Origin of the sequence: Sphingobium sp. CR28, from assembly GCF_052327305.1 — a bacterium.
Taxonomy (GTDB): Bacteria; Pseudomonadota; Alphaproteobacteria; order Sphingomonadales; family Sphingomonadaceae; genus Sphingobium.
In genome coordinates this window covers 1,058,492-1,076,557 of record NZ_CP182486.1, presented here as the reverse complement: position 1 = coordinate 1,076,557, position 18,066 = coordinate 1,058,492, and the positions used below count along the sequence as shown (strand labels likewise).

Genomic DNA, 18,066 nt, shown 5'->3' with positions numbered 1-18,066 from the left:
TATGTCGCGGTGCCAAGCATTGCTGCATTGCATGTGCGGGCCGCGCAGCTAACTGGCCTCTCATCATGGTCCATACGCTTACGCATCTTGACCGCCTGGAGGCGGAGAGCATCCACATCATGCGGGAGGTCGTCGCCGAAGCTGAAAAGCCGGTGATGCTCTATTCGGTCGGCAAGGATTCGGCCGTGATGCTGCATCTGGCCAAGAAGGCCTTTTATCCCTCGCCGCCGCCCTTTCCGCTGCTTCATGTCGACACGACCTGGAAGTTCCGGGACATGTATGCGCTGCGCGACAAGGCCGCGAAGGCGGCGGGCATGGAACTGCTCGTCCACCAGAATCCGGAAGCCTTGGAGAAGGGCATCAACCCCTTCGATCACGGCCCGCTGCACACCGACATGTGGAAGACGGAAGGGCTGAAGCAGGCGCTCGATAAATATGGCTTCGACGTCGCCTTCGGTGGCGCACGCCGCGACGAGGAGAAGAGCCGGGCCAAGGAGCGCGTCTTCTCCTTCCGCTCCGCCTCGCATCGCTGGGATCCCAAGAACCAGCGGCCGGAGCTGTGGAACCTCTACAATGCGCGCAAGGCGAAGGGCGAAAGCATCCGCGCCTTCCCGATCAGCAACTGGACCGAGCTCGACATCTGGCAGTACATCATGAAGGAGGGCATCGAGATCGTGCCGCTCTACTTCGCGGCACCGCGCCCCACTGTGGAGCGGGACGGGCTGATCCTGATGGTCGACGATGAGCGCTTTCCGCTCAAGGACGGAGAGGAGCCGGTCACGCGCTCCATCCGCTTCCGCACCCTCGGCTGCTATCCGCTGACCGGCGCGGTGGAAAGCGAAGCGGCGACGCTTTCGGAAGTCGTGCAGGAAATGCTGCTGACCACCACCAGCGAACGGCAGGGCCGCGCGATCGACAAGGATGCGGGCGACGCCAGCATGGAGAAGAAGAAGCAGGAGGGCTATTTTTGATGGCTGACATCGACGCCCCCGCCGCCGCGCAGGATACAGCGGTTTACAAAACCGATGCCCTGATCGCGCAGGACATCGACGCCTATCTTGCCCAGCATCAGGGCAAGACCATGCTTCGCTTCATTACCTGCGGAAGCGTGGACGACGGCAAATCGACCCTGATCGGTCGGCTGCTTTACGACAGCAAGATGATCTTCGAGGATCAACTCGCCGCGCTGGAGAAGGACAGCAAGCGCGTCGGCACGCAGGGCGGCGAGATCGACTTCGCGCTGCTGGTGGATGGTCTCGCTGCCGAGCGGGAGCAGGGCATCACCATCGACGTGGCCTACCGCTTTTTCGCGACAGAGAAGCGCAAGTTCATCGTCGCGGACTGCCCCGGACACGAGCAGTATACGCGCAACATGGTCACTGGTGCCTCGACCGCCGACCTTGCCGTCATCCTCATCGACGCGCGCAAGGGCGTGCTCGAGCAGACCCGGCGTCACAGCTATCTCGCGAAGCTGCTGGGTATCCGGCACATCGTCCTCGCGGTGAACAAGATGGATCTGGTGGACTATGACAAGGCGGTTTTCGATCGCATCCGTCTGGCCTATCGTGCCTTTGCGAGCGAAATCGGCATTACCGACTTTCTCGCTATCCCGATATCGGGCTTCAAGGGCGACAATATCACTGCCGCCAGCGAGAACACGCCCTGGTATCATGGGCCGAGCCTGATCGCGCATCTGGAGTCGGTGTCGGTCGATAACGAGGCCGATCAGAAGCGACCGTTCCGCATGCCGGTGCAGTGGGTTAATCGGCCCAACCTCGATTTCCGGGGTTTCTCGGGGCTTGTTTCCGGCGGCGTCGTCCGGCCCGGTGACGCCGTGCGGGTGCTGCCCTCGGGCAAGACGAGCACGATTCAGCGCATCGTTGCCCTAGGCGGAGATCTGGATGAGGCGGTCGCCGGGCAATCGGTCACACTGACTCTTGCCGACGAGGTCGATTGTTCGCGCGGAGACGTGATCGCGATTGCCGATGCGGCGCCCGAAGTGTCCGACCAGTTCGAAGCGACGCTGGTCTGGATGGCGGACGAGGCCATGAAGCCGGGCCGCTCATACTGGCTGAAGCTCGCCACGCAGACCGTCTCCGTGACTGTGCAGGCGCCCAAATATCAGGTCAACGTCAACACGCTGGATCATCTGGCGGCGAAGACACTGGAGCTCAACGCGATTGGTGTCGTGGAGCTGACCACGGATAAGCCGCTGGTCTTCGAGCCCTATGCCGATAGCCGCACCTTGGGCGGCTTCATCCTCATCGACCGCATGACGAATGCGACGGTCGCGGCGGGGATGCTGCACTTCTCACTGCGGCGGGCGCAGAATGTCCACTGGCAGCCTACGGATGTCACGCGCGAGGCACGGGCCGCGCTGAAGAACCAGACGCCCAAGCTGCTCTGGTTCACTGGCCTCTCGGGCGCGGGCAAGTCGACCATCGCCAATCTGGTCGAGAAGGAACTGGCGCGGATGAACCGCCACAGCTTCCTGCTCGATGGCGACAATGTGCGTCACGGCCTCAACAAGGACCTTGGCTTTACCGAAGCGGACCGGATCGAGAATATCCGCCGCGTGGGCGAGGTGGCCAAGCTGATGACGGATGCGGGCCTGATTGTGCTCACGGCGTTCATCTCGCCATTCCGCGCCGAGCGCGAGATGGTGCGATCCATGCTGCCGCAGGGCGAGTTCGTCGAAATCTTCGTGGACACGCCGCTCGCTGAAGCAGAGGCACGCGACGTGAAAGGTCTCTACAAAAAGGCGCGGGCAGGCGAGCTCAAGAACTTCACGGGCATCGACAGCCCGTATGAGGCGCCGGAAAATCCGGAGATCCGCGTGGATACCACGAGCATGACGCCTGAAGAGGCTGCGCGCTTCATCGTCCAGTCGATCATCCCGTGAGCACCACCGACTGCTCCGCCCTGTCCGACGCCGAGCTGGCCGCGCACCTCGCGCGCGTCGCGGGGCGCATTCTCATCGAAGTGAGAGGCGCGGGCGTGTGCATCGGCAAGGCGCTCGGCGACGTTGGTGACCAGACGGCCAACCAGTTTCTGGTTCATGCCCTGCGCGCGCAACGGCCGGACGACGGTCTGCTCTCCGAGGAGATGAAGTGCGAGGGCTCGCGCCTCGGCAAGTCGCGGGTCTGGATCGTCGATCCGGTCGACGGCACGCGCGAGTATAGTGAATCTCGTGAAGACTGGGCCGTGCATGTGGGCCTCGCGATCGACGGTGAGGCGAGCGTGGGCGCTGTCTCGCTTCCCGGTGTGGGGGATGGAGTGGTTTATCGCACCGATGCGCCGGTTGTCGTGCCGGCCGAACCGGATCGGCTCCGCATGGTGGTCTCGCGCTCGCGACCTGCCGCCGAAGCGGTCGCGGTTGCGAAGGCACTGGATGCGGAGCTTGTGCCGATGGGATCGGCCGGAGCGAAGGCGATGTCCATCATCCGGGGTGAGGCGGATATCTATCTCCACTCAGGCGGGCAGTATGAATGGGACAGCTGTGCACCCGTCGCCGTGGCAAAGGCACATGGCCTCCATTGCTCACGGATCGACGGGTCGCCGCTCGTCTACAATCAGGACAATGTCTATTTGCCTGATCTGCTCATTTGCCGGCCCGAACATGCCGGGCGCGTCCTGGATCTGGTCGCCAGCCTCTAACGACGGAAGCTGACGCCGATCCAGAGCGTGCGCGGCGTGCCGAGGTCAATGGAGCCGCCCTGGTTGCGCGTCACCACGGCCTTGTCGAAGATATTCTCCGCGCGTCCAACGATCGAGACACCGCGGCCGATCGGCATACGGGCATAGCCGTCCAGCGTGACCGCGCCGGGCAGCGCATCGGTCTGGAGGTCGTCCTCATACTGGCGCGAGACATAGCGCAATGTGGTCGAGATGAGGGCGCCTTCCGCCGGCACGAAGGAAAGCGTGCCGCTGGCAGCATGGCGGGGCACCTGCGCGGGCACCAGTCCGTCAAAGGCCAGACCGGGTGCATCCACCTTGCTGCGATTATAGGCATAGGACGCGCTGAGCGAGAATGGTCCGACATCCGCAGATCCGGCAAGCTCGATACCCTTGGCGACGACTGCGTCGACATTGCGCCGCTGGCGCAGATTGGTCCCGATCGTCACATTGGCGATCGCATCCTCCAGCCGGTTGTAGAAGGCCGTGGCGGACAGAGTGATGCCGGGGGCCGGCGTCACATCAAACCCGGCCTCGACACCGCGCAGCTTTTCGGGCGCCAGATTGGCGTTTGCTTGCGTCGTGACCGGGAACACGCTGAAGCCGCGATACAGCTCATTGAGAGTAGGCAGGCGGAAGCCGGTATAGCCGGCGCCACGCAGCGCGAACACATCGGAAAGGGTTAGGATCGCGCCAGCACGTCCCGTGACCTGCCAGTCGTCGCGGTCAGGCTGCCGCGTCTGCTGCGTGAGGACGCCGGCCGGGTTGCGGCTCTCGGTAATTCCTTGCCGGATCGTCCAGCGATCGGCGCGGATGCCACCGGTCAGAATGAGCGGGCCGAGCGTCCAGTCATTCTCTGCGAAGAAGCCCACGGTGGACTGCTCGCCATAAGCGTGGCGGCTGGCCGTCAGCGGATTGGTGGCGAGATTGGCGTTGTAGGCGTCCTCGAACATGTCGCCGCTCATCAGGCGGAAATCGGTGCCGATGCGCAGCACATTGCTGCTGCCGACCGGCGGACGAATCTCGATCTTGCCACCTATGCCGGTGGACGGCGTCGCGCGCTGATCCAGCGTTTTGCGAAAGGTGGAAGAGGATATGACGATATTCGAGAAGTCGCGCGCCTGCCCATAGACCAGCGCGTCGATCTTCCAGGGGCCACGGCTCACGAGGCGCAAGCTGAGGTCCTGACCGGAACTCATGCTGTCCGCTCCGGCGAAGCGCAGCGTGCGGTTGTCCTCGAACAGCAAGGCGCGGAATTGCAACTCGACATCCGGCTGTACCGGTATGACGGCACGCAGGTTTGTCGACCAGCCGTCGTAGCGCGCGGGCACGGTCGCGCTGGTGCGCTGGCTTGCGGGTGTGGTGTTGAAGCCGTCCCCCCGATCCCATCGACCCGAAACCGTGACATAGCCGCCGCCGAGATCCGGCGAGAGGCTGGCTTCCAGTTCTGTCGCGTCGCGGCTGCCATAAAAGGCCGATGCGCTCGCTAAGGGCAGGCGGTCACGCGTGGCACTCGCCAGCTCGATCGTCCCGGCGACCGCGCCGGCGCCGAAGGCACCGCTGCCTCCGCCGCGTGTCACCCGCACGACCGAGAGACGGTCGGGCGAGAGAGCGCTAAACGGGATATAGCCGAAGAACGGGTCCGCCAGCGGCACGCCATCGAGCAGCATCAGGGTTCGGCTCGATGCATTGCCTCCGAGCGCGCGCAGCGTGACGCCCTGCGCAGAGGGGTTGGCGGAGCGGCTGTCCGACCGGCGGAACTGCTGAAAACCCGCGACATCCTGAAGCACATTTTCCAGACGTCCCGAGGCGCTGCTGTCCAGTCGATCATCGCGAATGATGACCGACCCATAGGCAGGCGTTCCGGGCGGAAGAGGCAGGCCCGCACCCGTCACCACGATCGTCTCCACGTCGGCGTCGTCCGGCTGCTGCGCCATGGCTGGCGTCGTGAGGAAGGCGAGAGCAGCGAGAGAAAGAGGCGGTAAGGAGCGGATCATGTGAGAACCTTGCAAGGAATTTCAGGGACCGGTTAAGGGCGATCATGCGGAAAAGCCACGGCTAATTTGCAACAGCCGGGAGGGTATAGGCGATCGGGTCATGGGCTTTTGATCGGCGGATCAGCCTCTGCCGACAAATGGCATGGCGCTGGGCATGATCGTCATGAAGAGGACATTCGCCTCGATCGGCAGGCTGGCCATATGGGCCACCGCGTCCCCCACATGCGTCACATCCATCAGGGGCTCCGGAGCGATCTGCCCATCCGCCTGCGGCGTGCCGCTCTGGAAGCGCTCGGCCAGAACGGTATGCGCGTTGCCGACGTCGATCTGCCCGACAGCGATGTTGAAAGGCCGCCCGTCTAGCGCGCCGGACTTGGTGAGGCCGCTCACGCCATGCTTGCTCGCGGTGTAAGCGGCGGAAAGCGGGCGGGGACTGTACGCCGCGATCGAACCATTGTTGATGATGCGCCCGCCTTGCGGGGTTTGCGCCTTCATGACACGGAAAGCCGCGCGCATGCAGTAGAAGGTGCCGGAGAGATTGGTCTCGATGACCCGCGACCAATCGGCCGGCGATAGCTCATCCATCGTGGCGGCTGTCGTGCCGATCCCGGCATTGTTGAACAGCAGATCAACGCGCCCGAAGCGTTCGACTGCGCGATCAAATAGGGTGTCCACCGATGCCGGATCGCACACGTCGGTCGGGACGCAAAGCGGCTGTTCCGGACTGGCCCCGCATAGCGCTGCGGTCTCTTCCAGAAAGTCCGCGCGCCTCCCGGCGAGGACCAGTTGCCAGCCGTCGCGCGCCAGCGCCTGCGCAACCGCTCTGCCGATGCCGCTCCCGGCACCTGTGATGATGGCGGTTGCTGGCATGGCTCTCCCTCGTGCGCTCCCGTTGTTGGATCGGGCTGTAGCGCCAGGCTGGAACGAAGGCCAGCCGGTGAGCGGCGGCTATTCCTCTCGCATCGGGCGCGGCCGTGGATGGGCCACCTAGCATGGAGCCATTCCGATGCCCGCGTGGGTAAGCCGGTCCGACACAGTCGTGAGGCAGGTGACGAGGCCGCCAATAGCGTGCTCCTCCACGAGCAAGCTCGCGGTGGCGTGCGCCCGGGCATTGTCATGCGCGGCAAACGCCTCGACCAGGGCCAGAAGCACAGCTTCATCTTCTGCGACCCGCGGGCAGCGCATCGGGGCAAAGCGGATCGCGCCGCGCGCCTGCCGATTGAGCAGGATCATCGCGAGGTGGAAATGCGGCATGGCGCCGAGCATGCGCCAGCGGGAGAATGCCGGGCCGATGACGGAGGGAGGGCACTGGCCCTCATGAATAGCATGGACCCAGCGCCGCATGGCCCACACCAGGAAGCGGGCGCCGTCATCCATTTCCGACACTTGTCGATCGACAAACTGATACATGGCTACTCCGTGCGACCGGTTCCGGTGTGCGACCGCGACGCGATGATGTGGAATGCCCCGGCAACCTGCGCGCAGAGCGGCCGTCCCTGCCGTCCATCGCGCAAGGCCACCCGACAGCGCGCCGTGGCGGGCAAGGGGTCAGCCATCATGTCTCTCCACATCATCAGTCACCCATTTTCTGTAAATGAGAATGAATCGCAATAATACATAAGGCGAATCAGATGGGTTGGTCAATGCGGCTTTGGGGCGGGGCGGTCGCTTTCCCGGCGTGCAGATTGGTTTAGCTCTGACCAGGCGTTTCCGGGCCGAACAAATGCGGACATCGGTATCCCAGGATCGGACCAGCTATCGCACAGCGTTCGAACCCGTCGCCGTCTCATGCGTTAAGCGGGACGAGAGGAGATAAAGTGCCATGACTGTCCCCCGGTCGTCCCTGCGCTTTTGCGATGACAGCGCTCCGGGGATTACGCGGCGACGCCGAGGGCGTTACTGGCAGTATTTCGACCCGGACGGTGGACGAATAACCGACCGCGACGAGATCGAGAGGCTCAATCGCATCGGTATGCCCCCAGCTTACAAACGTTGCTGGTTTTGTCCGGATGCTCGCGGGCATCTGCAGGCGACTGGATTTGATGCGCGCGGGCGCAAGCAATATCGCTACCACACCGATTTTCGCGCCGAGCGCGAGGCCGGGAAGTTCGGTCTGTGCGCTGCCTTCGGCGCGGCACTCCCCCGATTGCGCCTGCGCGTCGAGCAGGATCTTGCGTCACGCAAGCCAGGGCGGGATCGTGCAATCGCCGCGATCGTCCGCCTGCTGGACATCGGCCTCATCCGCATTGGTAACGAGCGCTATGCGCAGGAGAATGATAGCTATGGCGCGACTACGCTAGAGGCGCGCCATGCCGAGCTGGGCGCGCGATCGCTTCGCCTTTCGTTTCGCGCCAAATCAGGCAAGGAGCGGGAACTGGTCATCCGCGATCCCGGGCTGGTCCGCTTCGTCCGCCAGATGCAGGATCTGCCGGGCCAGCGTCTATTCCGATATGTCGATGAAGACGGCGAAGCGCACGACATCGGTTCAGCGGAGGTGAACGCCTATATTCAGGAGCATATGGGCGCGCCGTTCACGGCCAAGCATTTTCGCACTTGGGGCGGATCGGTGGTCGCCTTTGCTACATTGGCAAGCGCGAAGGAGCGGATCAGCCTAAAGGACATGATCGCGCCGGTCGCCGAGCAACTCAGCAACACCGCCGCGATCAGCCGCAAATCATATATCCATCCCGCCCTCACTGCGCTCTGTCAGGATGGGCAGGAGGAATGGCGCGCAACCCTGCGCCTTCCCCGCGCGACCCGGTGGCTCACGCGGGAGGAAAGGGGCCTGATCGCCCTCCTGGAATCGTCAGGCGACTGATGCCCGGCGTGCGAGGCCGTTAGCGGCGGACAGAACTGCCTGCACGGAGGCTGTTGCGATGTCGCTGTCGAGTCCGACCCCGAACACGACGTGGCCATCGCTCGACATGCACTCGACATAGGCAGCCGCCTGCACGTCCCGCCCCGTGCCGATCGCGTGCTCGCTATAGTCGGTCACGTCGAGATCGATGCCCATCTCTTCACGCAGGGCAGCAAGCACGCTGGAAATGAGGCCATTGCCTCGTCCCGACACAGTGCGCTCCGCGCCATTCAACGCGATTTTCCCGAGGAAAAGACGATCGCCTGCCGGCCCGGTCTCCTGATAATCGAGCAGCTTGAGCGGCTGGTCTGCGCCGAGGCAATAATGCTGCGTGAACGCCGTCCATATGTCCCCGGCGTTGAGTTCGCGGCTGGTCGTATCCGCCAACTCCTGAACGACACGGCTGAGATCCGCCTGCATGCGCTTGGGCAGCTTCAGGCCCTTGTCCTGCTGAAGCACCCACGCAACGCCGCCCTTGCCAGACTGTGAATTGACGCGGATCACTGCTTCATAGGAGCAGCCAATGTCCGCCGGATCGATCGGCAGATAGGGGACGTTCCACAGTTCGTCGTTGCGGGTTTCCTGCGCGGCGAAGCCCTTCTTGATCGCGTCCTGATGGCTGCCGGAAAAGGCCGTGAAGACCAGTTCGCCAGCATAAGGATGGCGCGGGTGGACGGGCAGCTGGTTGCAGTATGTCGCGGTCTGCACGACCTCCTCCATGTTGGAGAAATCCAGACCGGGCGCGACGCCCTGCGTGTACATGTTGAGCGCGACGGTGACGAGATCGCAATTGCCCGTGCGCTCTCCATTGCCGAACATGCAGCCCTCGACACGGTCGGCACCGGCCATCAGCCCCAGTTCCGCCGCCGCGACGCCGGTTCCCCGATCATTGTGCGGGTGGAGCGAGATGCACACGCTGTCGCGCTTGCTGATGTGGCGGCCGAACCATTCAATCTGGTCGGCATAGATGTTCGGCGTCGCCGCCTCGACGGTTGCCGGCAGGTTGAAGATGATTGGTTTCTCCGGCGTAGGCTGGAGAATGCCCATCACTGCCTCGCAGCACTCCAGGCTGAAATCCAGCTCCGCGGTCGAGAAGGTCTCGGGGCTATATTCGAAATACCAGTCCGTGTCGGGCTGCTTGGCGGCTTCGTCGCGGATAATCTTCGCGGCATCGACGGCGATCTGCTTGATCTGCGGCCGGTCCATGTTGAACACGATGCGGCGCCAGGCAGGCGAGACCGCGTTGTAGACATGCACGATCGCCTTGGGCGCGCCACGCAGGCTTTCGAACGTCTTCTCGATGAGGTCGCGCCGGGCCTGTGTCAGCACCTGAACAACGACGTCGTCGGGGATTTTGCCATTCTGGACGAGGCCGGAGATGAAATCGAACTCGGTAGCACCGGCGGAAGGAAATCCGACCTCGATCTCCTTGAGGCCGATCTTGACCAGCAGTTCGAAGAAGCGCGTCTTCTTCTCGCTGTCCATCGGGTCGATCAGCGCCTGATTGCCGTCGCGAAGGTCAGTGGAGAGCCAGCGCGGCGGCTGGGTGATCGTGCGGCTCGGCCACTGCCGGTCCGGCAGATCGACCTGCGGGAAAGGGCGGTACTTGGATGAAGGATCGCTCAGCATCATGATATTCGGCTCGCTTGTTCGTCTGGCCAGCGCGCTTCCTGAGGCGCCCGGCTCGTCAATGCCCTGGTTTCTTGCTGATAGCCCTTAGGCGCGGCCGTCTGATCGCGGCACGAGTGAGGTCACACGCCTAAGGGCGTGTAAGTCGTAGAAGAAGGCCAAGGCGCGCATAAGCGGTCATGGCCGCCCAATGACATGCCCACGGCCATTCGTCCAGCCTTTTGACGCGGGTTGCTCCGCCCTCTTCGGTCAAATCGTTCGCCTCTCGTCGATCGACATACGGGAACGCGATCATGCCTCCGTCATCGTAGTGCGGCCGCGGAGAGGGTCGCGGTGGTCGACGAACAAGCCCGTCCTAAGCCCGTGGACATTGGCTTTCTTCGCAGGCCGACGCTGGCTCTCTTTGCCGGACAGATCATTATCCCCCCACCCCGATGAACTCGTCCGGGCGGCCGCAACTTCCTTCCCTCTGGCCACGGACATCTCGATGCTACCGATTCTGCGATCGACCACATTTCTCGCGCCCGTATCTCTTGCGTTTCTATCCAGTGGGGCGGCTGCTCAGCTCACCATAAGCACCGACACGACGGCTCCGGTGCGCACGTTGACTGCCTCCTCCGGCGGACCTGCGGCTATCAGTGTGACCAAGGATGGCTCGATCACCCTGAGTTCCGGAAGCGCCATCACGGTCGATAGTGACAACAGCGTCACCAATGAAGGCGATCTGGACCTGGGCGGGAGCAATGGCGCGACCGGCATCGACGTGACGGGTTCTCGCTCGTCGACCATCGTGAACCGTGGTTCGATCAAGGTCACGGAGAAATTCGTCGCTTCCAATCCGGACGGAAACACGATTGTGGACGGGCCGGTCGCGAATGCGAGCGATCGCGCCGGCATCCGGGTGAGGGGGCCGCTCACCGGCAACATCGAAAATAGCGGCTCCATCCTCGTCGAAGGTCTAAACTCCGCCGGTATCCGAGTGGACGACCGGCTGCAGGGATCGCTCTCCTCGTCCGGCGAGATCACAGTAATTGGCGACTATAGCGCGGGCATCCGCACCGGTGACGTCACCGGCAATGTCTCGGTCGACGGCAAGATCGCGGTGGTGGGCGAGGGCGCCCGCGCGGTCGATATCACTGGCGATATTGGCGGATCGCTGCGGCTACAGAACACAATCGGGCAGCAGGTCAGCTATGTGAACGATGATGGCGCGACCATGTCTTTGGGGCGGAGCGACCTGCGTGTGGGCGCACCGGCCGTCGCGATCGCTGGCAATGTGGCAGGTGGTATCATCGTCGCCACGCAACCCACGCTGAGCTCGACGGATACCGACACGGATGATGACGGGATCCCTGATGCCAACGAGGGCAAAGGCCTCATCCAGTCCTTTGGCAATGGCCCGGCGATACAGATCGGCGGGACATCCGACATTGTCATCGGCACATATGGGAGCCGCGGCCACTCGCTTGTGATCGACGGCACCGTGGAAGCCTCGGGGCATTACACCAATACCGACGCTGTCGCGATCGCGATCGGCGGGCAGGGCGGGGCGGTCACGATGACCAACGGAATTTCCGTGAGCGGCACCGTGAAGGCCACGACCTACAACACGACGGCGACGGCCATTCTCATCAACCAGGGATCGGTGGTGCCGGTCATAGACAATAGCGGCACGATAAGCGCGGTCATCACCTCGTCGGGCGAAGGCGCGACCTACGCCATCCGCGATCTGTCCGGCACGCTGACCACGATCAACAATAGCGGTTATATCTCCGCCAATGGAACGGCGGAGGATACCGTCGTCGCAATCGATGTTTCGGCCAACAGCTCTGGCGTGACGATCAACCAGCAGCGCAAAGAGGGCGAGAGCGCGGATGATGCGACGATCAACAAGCAGATCACCGGGGCAATTCTAACGGGCGCGGGCAATGACCGGCTGCTGATCGGCGATGGCGCAGTGGTGGGCAACGCGTCCCTGGGTGCAGGGGATGATCTGGTGAGCCTGACGGGCGATGCGATCTACAAGGGCAATATCGATTTCGGCAGCGGCACCGCGACAATGTCGCTCGCGGACAAAGCCTCCTTTGCCGGAACGGCCGCGTTCAACGATCAGGCAAGTACGCTGACCCTGTCCGGCAATGCCCTGTTTTCCGGCGCGGTGAGCGGCGGGTCACGCCTCGCGGTGAACGTGAATGGCGGAACCTTGCAGGCTTCGGGTTCGAACGACCTCAACTTCGCGTCGCTTCATGTGGGCTCGAAAGGCACGATCAAGGTCGCAATCGACGGGGAAACGCGGACGAACCCCAAATTCAACGTCGGCACCGCCAGCTTCGAGGACGGCGCGCGCATCGCCGCCAGCATCGACAGGCTGGGGAATGTGGAAGGGCGCTACCTGATCCTGACGGCGGACACGCTGATCGGGACGCCGACCTTCTCCAATGACGATACCGTGTTGCCTTATCTCTTTAAGGGCGCGGTCACGGTCGATCAGGCTGCTGGCGAGATCATGCTGGATATCGCGCTCAAGACCGCCAGCGATCTTGGACTTAACCGCAATCAGTCAGCCGCTTACGCAGCCATTCTGGCAGCCGCGCCAAAGGATGCGGAAGTGGAGGACAGCCTGCTGGGCATCGCCAACGGCGAGACCCTGTCCAGCCAGTTCAACAGCCTGTTACCCGATCATGCAGGAGGCAATTTCGATCTGCTGACGCGCGGGTCGCGCCTCGCGGGCCGTCACCTGAGCAACGACAACACCATGTTCGACATCAGCAATGTCGGCGGTTGGTTCGAGCCCCTCAAATGGGGCGGGAGCAAGGACCAAACGGCTTCGGCAGGCTACACGACCAGCGGCTGGGGCTTGTCCGGCGGCTTGGAGAAGGCGACAGGCATAGGCAATGTCGGCGGATCGATCACTTGGCTCAACGGCAGCAACAAGAACGACGCGCATGGCAATAAGGTGGATGCCAATGCCTACGAGTTGGGGGCATTTTGGCGGATGCACAAAGGCGGACTCTACGCCTTCTCGCGCGCCAGCTTCGCGTTCGCCAGCTTCTCCGGTTCGCGCGTCTTCACCGGGAAAGTGGGCGATAAAACGATCACCCGGACCGCTGTCGCCGACTGGGATGGCCAGATGTACTCGGCGACAGGCGGCGTCTCCTACGCGTTCGACATCGGCAATCGGGTCTCGCTCAAGCCAATGGCGACAGTCGATTATTACCGCCTGAAAGAGGATGGCTATGCGGAGAAGGATGGTGCCGACGCCGTCAATTTGACGGTTGCTGGTCGCACCAGCGATGCGGTCTTCGCGAACACCACAATGACGGCAATCTATCGCTTCGGCGACCGGGTTGCCGATGGACGACCGCTGACGCTGGAATTGGAAGGCGGTCGACGCAACCGCGTGGGTGGCGCGCTCGGCAACACCACGGCCCATTTCAAGGATGGCAATGACTTCACCCTAACTCCCGACAAGCTGAAGGGTGGCTGGATCGGGGAATTTCGCCTGCTGAGCGGCGGCATGGACTATACCTGGACCGTCTCGGGCAGCGCCGAGCAGACACAGGGTGATCCGGCTTACGGGATTCGCCTATCGCTGGGCGCGGCTTTCTAACGGCAGTTGTATGAAGGGCGGCGGTCTGCTCCGTCCGCTGCCCCCCTTGCCTTCGTGGGGCTGGCACAGCTCTGGCCGGGGCGTAAAGAGACCGGCAAAAAATAACTCGTAAATGCTTACGGGATCTCTCCTGTGTGTCCGTCATGATCTGATGATGGCGCGGCTTAACACCTTCACCCCCGCCAAGGAGGCCTCAACCGGCTGCGAAGCAGATGGGTGGGCGGTCGGATCGGACGGCTGGTGATGGCGGCTGAAATGGCGCGATCGTCGTGGAGTCAGGCAGGCGCTCTCAAACGGACGGGCTTGGCAAGCCGCTCGCGGAATGCTTTGCGTCACGCCATGGAGGATGAGTCGATTGATGGTCTGCAGCGCGTCATTCTGAATGAGCGTGCGAGGCTGCTTCGTTTCCTTGCGGCGCGTGGCGCAGGGGACGATGCCGAGGATGTGCTGCACGATTTGTGGCAGCGTGTCGCCGGTGCGTCCGGCCCGCCCGTGGCTGAACCGATTGCCTATCTTTTCCGCGCTGCCGAGAATCTCATGCGCGACCGGCGGCGCTCCGCCGTCAGCCGGGGGCGCCGGCAGATGGAGTGGCACGAGACAAGCACAACGCTGGAGGAAGAGCCGGTCGGCGAGCGAATGCTTATCGCGCGGGAGCGGGTGAAGCAGGCCGAAGCCGTTCTTGCGGGGCTTGGCGCGCGCGCGGACCGTGTGTTTCGTCTCTATCGTCTGGAAGGAAGGGGGCAGGCGGAGATCGCGCGCGATCTGGGCGTCAGCCTCAGTTCGGTCGAGAAGGATCTCCAGAAAGCTTATCGCGCGCTTGCCGAGTTAAAGGGGCAGTTCGATGCGGAATAGCGATCGCGCTTCCGTCGTGTCAGATGAGGTGGCGTGATGGCAGATGAGTCCCTGATGATTGGCGATGCGGCGCGGCTCTGGGCGATCCGTACCTATGACCCCGGTTTCGCGGACTGGGACGCCTTTACTGCCTGGCTGGAAGGCGACCCGCGCCACTTGCCTGCCTATGAAGCCGCGCTGGAAGACGATGCCTGGGCCGCCGAGCTTCTCGCCGCGTCCCCTGCACCCGTTGCGAACATGGTCGCGGTTACGCATCTGCCCGTGCGTCGGCGCTGGTTTGCGGTGGGCGGAGCAGTGGCGGCAATGCTGGTCGCGGTAGTCGGGGGAACGATGCTCCTGCGTGAGAGCCCCGAACACGAGGTGATGACGGCATTGGGCGAGCACCGCACGATCCAGCTCTCAGACGGCTCGCGAATTCAGCTCAATGGCGGCACGCGGATCAGCTTCGATCCGGATAGCCCGCGCGAGGTCACGCTTGCGCAAGGCGAGGCGCTGTTCGACGTGAAGCACGATGCCCGTGTCCCCTTTGTCGTGGTCGCGGACGGCACCCGGCTGGTCGATATCGGCACGGTGTTCAATGTCGTGCGCAATGGCGGCGCAATGGACGTCGCGGTGGCCGAGGGCGCCGTGGACTATGAGAAGGGCGCCGATCGCATCCGGCTGAATCAAGGCGATGCGCTCTATCGCGCGGACAGCGAGTCCGCCCCCGCTCTGCGCAAGATCGATCGCGAGACGATCGGGAGCTGGCATGAGGGCCAACTGCGCTATGACGATGCCACGCTCGATCAGATCGCGCGAGACCTCTCCCGCAACACAGGTCGGCCCATTCGGGCGACGGGTGGCACTGCCGGGATGCGCTTCACTGGCACTCTGATGCTGAAAGGCGCGCCGCCTGACGTCTTCGCGCGGGCCGGTCCCCTGCTGGGCGTTACGTTCGTCGAGCAGGGCGACGGCTGGATCATGTCTCCCACCGATGTCGGGCGGCGTTAACACCGCACTCTCCATTCCCGTAATCGCCGCAGCTCTGCTGATCGGCGCGCCCGCTCTCGCTCTTGAGAAGGCAGCGGATGTCAACGTGCCGGCAGGTGGTCTCGGAAAAGCGATCCAGCTTCTGGGTCGCCAGAGCGGAGCCAGCATCGGCTTTCGGGACTCTCGGTTGACCAGGCAACGCGTGAAGGCCGTGCAGGGCAGGCTTACGCCGGCTCAGGCACTCGGGCAGATGCTGGAGGGAACGGGGCTGGTGGCCCGGCAGGTGGCGGCGGGCACCTATCTCATCGAGTCTGTGCCTCAGCCGTTGGCACGACCTGCACCGGTCTCTCGGGCGCCTGCTCCGAGAGCCGTGACCGCTCCGCCCGAGGAAGAGCCGGCGGCGGAGATCGTCGTTACCGGCACCAAGCGCGGCGTGCCGCTCAACGTCTATCCCGGCGGCGTGCAGATCGTCACGGGCGATGCGCTGTCCCTGGCCGATGGCGCTCGCGGCTCGGATGCGATCAGCACCAAGGTTGCGAGTGTCGTTTCTACCCATCTGGGGCCGGGCCGCAACAAGCTCTTCATTCGCGGCATTGCGGATTCCAGCTTCGTGGGGCCGACGCAGGCGACCGTGGGCCAATATTGGGGAAATAGCCGGATCACGTACAGCGCGCCTGATCCCAGCCTGCGGCTTTATGACATCGGCAGCATTGAGGTGCTGGAGGGGCCGCAGGGGACGCTCTATGGCGCGGGCTCGCTGGGCGGGGTCGTCCGGGTGGTGCCGCGCGCCCCGGACCTAGGCGTGTCGGGCGGCATGATCTGGGCGGGTGCGCAGGCCGTCCAGCACGGCCAGCCGGGATCGGACGGCGGGGTCGTCGTCAATCTCCCGCTCAAGGACGATCGCGTCGCGCTCCGTGCACTGGCATTCGGCTCCATTGAGGGCGGCTATATCGACGATACCGGCCGTAACCTGAAGGACATTAACGACGTGCGTACTGTCGGTGGCCGCGCGTCGCTGCGCTTCGCGCCAACGGCGGACTGGACGATCGACCTGAGTGGCGTCGGCCAGCGCATCAGCGGTGCGGACGGACAATATGCCGAACGGGGCGGCAACGGCCTGACTCGCTCGAGCAGGATCGCTCAGCCATATCGCAACGACTATTGGCTCGGCGATCTGGTCGTCCGAAAGCAATTCGGTCCGGTCGAAATGACCTCCTCATTCGGTTATGCCGGGCAACATGTCTTCGAGCAGTTCGAGGGGGCGGAGCTTGCAAACCTCGTCAACCTCTCGCTGGAGCCAAGGCCTAACGCAGCGCCTGCCGCCTATTTGCAGACCGACCGTATATCGATGGTCACTGCCGAAACGCGCCTTGCCCGGCGCGGGCCGGACGGAACCGGGTGGGTGATCGGCCTCAGCCTGCTGCATAACGAGGCGCGCGTGAACCGGCTGATGGATCTGGGCGCGCTGTCTGTCGTGCTGACCGGCGTCCGCAATCAGGTCGATGAACAGACGCTCTATGGCGAGACGTCGATTGAGCCAGCGGAGCGCCTTATCCTCACCTTCGGCGGGCGGCTGACTCATTCGCGCCTGTCGGGCGACTCGGAAGATGTGCTGCGGACGTTGGCGTTCCGGATCGATCCCACGGCCGACAAGGCACGATCCGAGACGCGCCTGCTTCCCTCGGCCGCTCTGGCGTATCGCGCGACCGACCGATTGACCTTGTTTGCCCGCTACCAGGAAGGATTCCGCCCCGGCGGGATCGCCGTGCGGCAGGATTTTGTCCAGCGTTTCAAAGGTGACCGGGTCGCCACCACCGAAGCCGGTGCACGCTACAATGCGCGGGACTTCAGCCTGTCGCTGAATGCCTCCTGGTCGCGCTGGCGCGATATTCAGGCCGACCTGATCGATGGCTTCGGCTTTCCGACTACGGCGAATGTAGGCGACGGGCGCGTCCTCTCGGTCGGACTATCTTCTCGCTGGCAGCCAGTGGACGGCCTTTCCATCGATGCTTCGCTCTACCTGAACGATAGCCATATAGCGTCGCGCAACACCGCGCGCCTCATCGTTGCGGGCGTATCGAGTAACCTTTCTGCGGATCTTGCCGCCATCAATACCGAGCGTCTCCCCAATGTCGCAGACGCGACTGGCAGGATCGGGGTGTCCTATGTGGCGCCTTTGTCGAGGTCGCTGGATTTTCAGGTCAACGGCTTTGGCCGCTATGTCGGCAAGTCCACGCTCGGGATCGGGGCGATCCTGGGGCAGTTGCAGGGGGACTATCTCGATACCGGTCTGGAATTCAGGGTCGGGACTGACCGGCAAGCCGTGACGCTCTCCTTCACCAATCTCTTCGATGCCCGAGGCAATCGCTTTGCGTTGGGTTCACCCTTTCTGGTGCGCGAGCGCAACCAGATCACGCCGCTGCAACCGCGCAGTGTCCGGCTGGGGTTTAATCTCAGCTTCTAGCGCGGGCCTAGCG

The 18,066-nt window shown here is 63.6% G+C and carries 12 protein-coding genes; 8 read left to right on the top strand and 4 right to left on the bottom strand.

All coding sequences use genetic code 11. From position 1 onward, the window contains the following. Window positions 1-65: 65 nt before the first annotated feature. The 3 genes from cysD to ACNAOH_RS05005 are packed head-to-tail and all read left to right on the top strand — an operon-like array spanning window position 66 to window position 3,657. Entirely contained in the window at window positions 66-971 is a 906-nt protein-coding gene (gene cysD / locus ACNAOH_RS05015) for a sulfate adenylyltransferase subunit CysD (protein WP_443971663.1), read from the top strand. Further along, complete coding sequence (gene cysN, locus ACNAOH_RS05010; protein ID WP_443971662.1) at window positions 971-2,902, top strand: sulfate adenylyltransferase subunit CysN; 1,932 nt, start codon at window positions 971-973, stop codon at window positions 2,900-2,902. Before cysD ends, cysN begins: the two co-directional genes overlap by 1 nt. Window positions 2,903-2,922: 20 nt before the next feature. Continuing rightward, window positions 2,923-3,657, top strand: coding sequence for a 3'(2'),5'-bisphosphate nucleotidase CysQ (locus ACNAOH_RS05005; protein ID WP_443972049.1), 735 nt, complete (start codon window positions 2,923-2,925; stop codon window positions 3,655-3,657). Here ACNAOH_RS05005 and ACNAOH_RS05000 read toward each other — a convergent pair. From ACNAOH_RS05000 to ACNAOH_RS04990, 3 genes are all read right to left on the bottom strand, one after another. After that, a complete protein-coding gene (locus ACNAOH_RS05000; RefSeq protein WP_443971661.1) occupies window positions 3,654-5,672 on the bottom strand; it encodes a TonB-dependent receptor plug domain-containing protein in 2,019 nt (672 codons plus the stop codon). The genes ACNAOH_RS05005 and ACNAOH_RS05000 overlap by 4 nt on opposite strands. Window positions 5,673-5,792: 120 nt before the next feature. Beyond that, the gene (locus ACNAOH_RS04995) at window positions 5,793-6,542 is read right to left on the bottom strand and encodes an SDR family oxidoreductase (RefSeq protein ID WP_443971660.1); all 750 of its coding nucleotides are present in this window, start codon (window positions 6,540-6,542) and stop codon (window positions 5,793-5,795) included. A 117-nt stretch (window positions 6,543-6,659) separates the two neighbouring features. Beyond that, window positions 6,660-7,082, bottom strand: a complete 423-nt coding sequence (locus ACNAOH_RS04990; RefSeq protein WP_443971659.1) for a hypothetical protein — start codon at window positions 7,080-7,082, stop codon at window positions 6,660-6,662. 412 nt (window positions 7,083-7,494) lie between these two features. Here ACNAOH_RS04990 and ACNAOH_RS04985 point away from each other — a divergent pair, with 412 nt between their 5' ends. Beyond that, entirely contained in the window at window positions 7,495-8,490 is a 996-nt protein-coding gene (locus ACNAOH_RS04985; protein ID WP_443971658.1) for a DNA topoisomerase IB, read from the top strand. Here the strand turns inward: ACNAOH_RS04985 and leuA are convergent. Further along, on the bottom strand, window positions 8,479-10,161 hold the full coding sequence (gene leuA, locus ACNAOH_RS04980; protein WP_443971657.1) for a 2-isopropylmalate synthase: 1,683 nt from the start codon (window positions 10,159-10,161) through the stop codon (window positions 8,479-8,481). The genes ACNAOH_RS04985 and leuA overlap by 12 nt on opposite strands. Before the next feature lie 484 nt (window positions 10,162-10,645). On the opposite strand from leuA, the gene ACNAOH_RS04975 reads away from it, so the two are divergent. From ACNAOH_RS04975 to ACNAOH_RS04960, 4 genes are all read left to right on the top strand, one after another. Beyond that, on the top strand, window positions 10,646-13,768 hold the full coding sequence (locus tag ACNAOH_RS04975; RefSeq protein ID WP_443971656.1) for an autotransporter domain-containing protein: 3,123 nt from the start codon (window positions 10,646-10,648) through the stop codon (window positions 13,766-13,768). 339 nt (window positions 13,769-14,107) lie between these two features. Next, window positions 14,108-14,620, top strand: a complete 513-nt coding sequence (locus ACNAOH_RS04970) for an RNA polymerase sigma factor (RefSeq protein ID WP_443971655.1) — start codon at window positions 14,108-14,110, stop codon at window positions 14,618-14,620. 36 nt (window positions 14,621-14,656) lie between these two features. After that, complete coding sequence (locus ACNAOH_RS04965; RefSeq protein ID WP_443971654.1) at window positions 14,657-15,610, top strand: FecR family protein; 954 nt, start codon at window positions 14,657-14,659, stop codon at window positions 15,608-15,610. Further along, entirely contained in the window at window positions 15,594-18,053 is a 2,460-nt protein-coding gene (locus ACNAOH_RS04960; RefSeq protein WP_443971653.1) for a TonB-dependent receptor domain-containing protein, read from the top strand. The genes ACNAOH_RS04965 and ACNAOH_RS04960 overlap by 17 nt, the downstream gene beginning before the upstream one ends. Window positions 18,054-18,066 lie beyond the last annotated feature (13 nt).

Bases quoted from the DNA above. Each gene is read 5' to 3' on its own strand.
- cysD (WP_443971663.1), top strand. From the start codon at position 66: ATGGTCCATACGCTTACGCATCTTGACCGCCTGGAGGCGGAGAGCATC.
- cysN (WP_443971662.1), top strand. From the start codon at position 971: ATGGCTGACATCGACGCCCCCGCCGCCGCGCAGGATACAGCGGTTTAC.
- ACNAOH_RS05000 (WP_443971661.1), bottom strand. From the start codon at position 5,672: ATGATCCGCTCCTTACCGCCTCTTTCTCTCGCTGCTCTCGCCTTCCTC.
- ACNAOH_RS04995 (WP_443971660.1), bottom strand. From the start codon at position 6,542: ATGCCAGCAACCGCCATCATCACAGGTGCCGGGAGCGGCATCGGCAGA.
- ACNAOH_RS04990 (WP_443971659.1), bottom strand. From the start codon at position 7,082: ATGTATCAGTTTGTCGATCGACAAGTGTCGGAAATGGATGACGGCGCC.
- ACNAOH_RS04985 (WP_443971658.1), top strand. From the start codon at position 7,495: ATGACTGTCCCCCGGTCGTCCCTGCGCTTTTGCGATGACAGCGCTCCG.
- leuA (WP_443971657.1), bottom strand. From the start codon at position 10,161: ATGATGCTGAGCGATCCTTCATCCAAGTACCGCCCTTTCCCGCAGGTC.
- ACNAOH_RS04975 (WP_443971656.1), top strand. From the start codon at position 10,646: ATGCTACCGATTCTGCGATCGACCACATTTCTCGCGCCCGTATCTCTT.
- ACNAOH_RS04970 (WP_443971655.1), top strand. From the start codon at position 14,108: ATGGAGGATGAGTCGATTGATGGTCTGCAGCGCGTCATTCTGAATGAG.
- ACNAOH_RS04965 (WP_443971654.1), top strand. From the start codon at position 14,657: ATGGCAGATGAGTCCCTGATGATTGGCGATGCGGCGCGGCTCTGGGCG.
- ACNAOH_RS04960 (WP_443971653.1), top strand. From the start codon at position 15,594: ATGTCGGGCGGCGTTAACACCGCACTCTCCATTCCCGTAATCGCCGCA.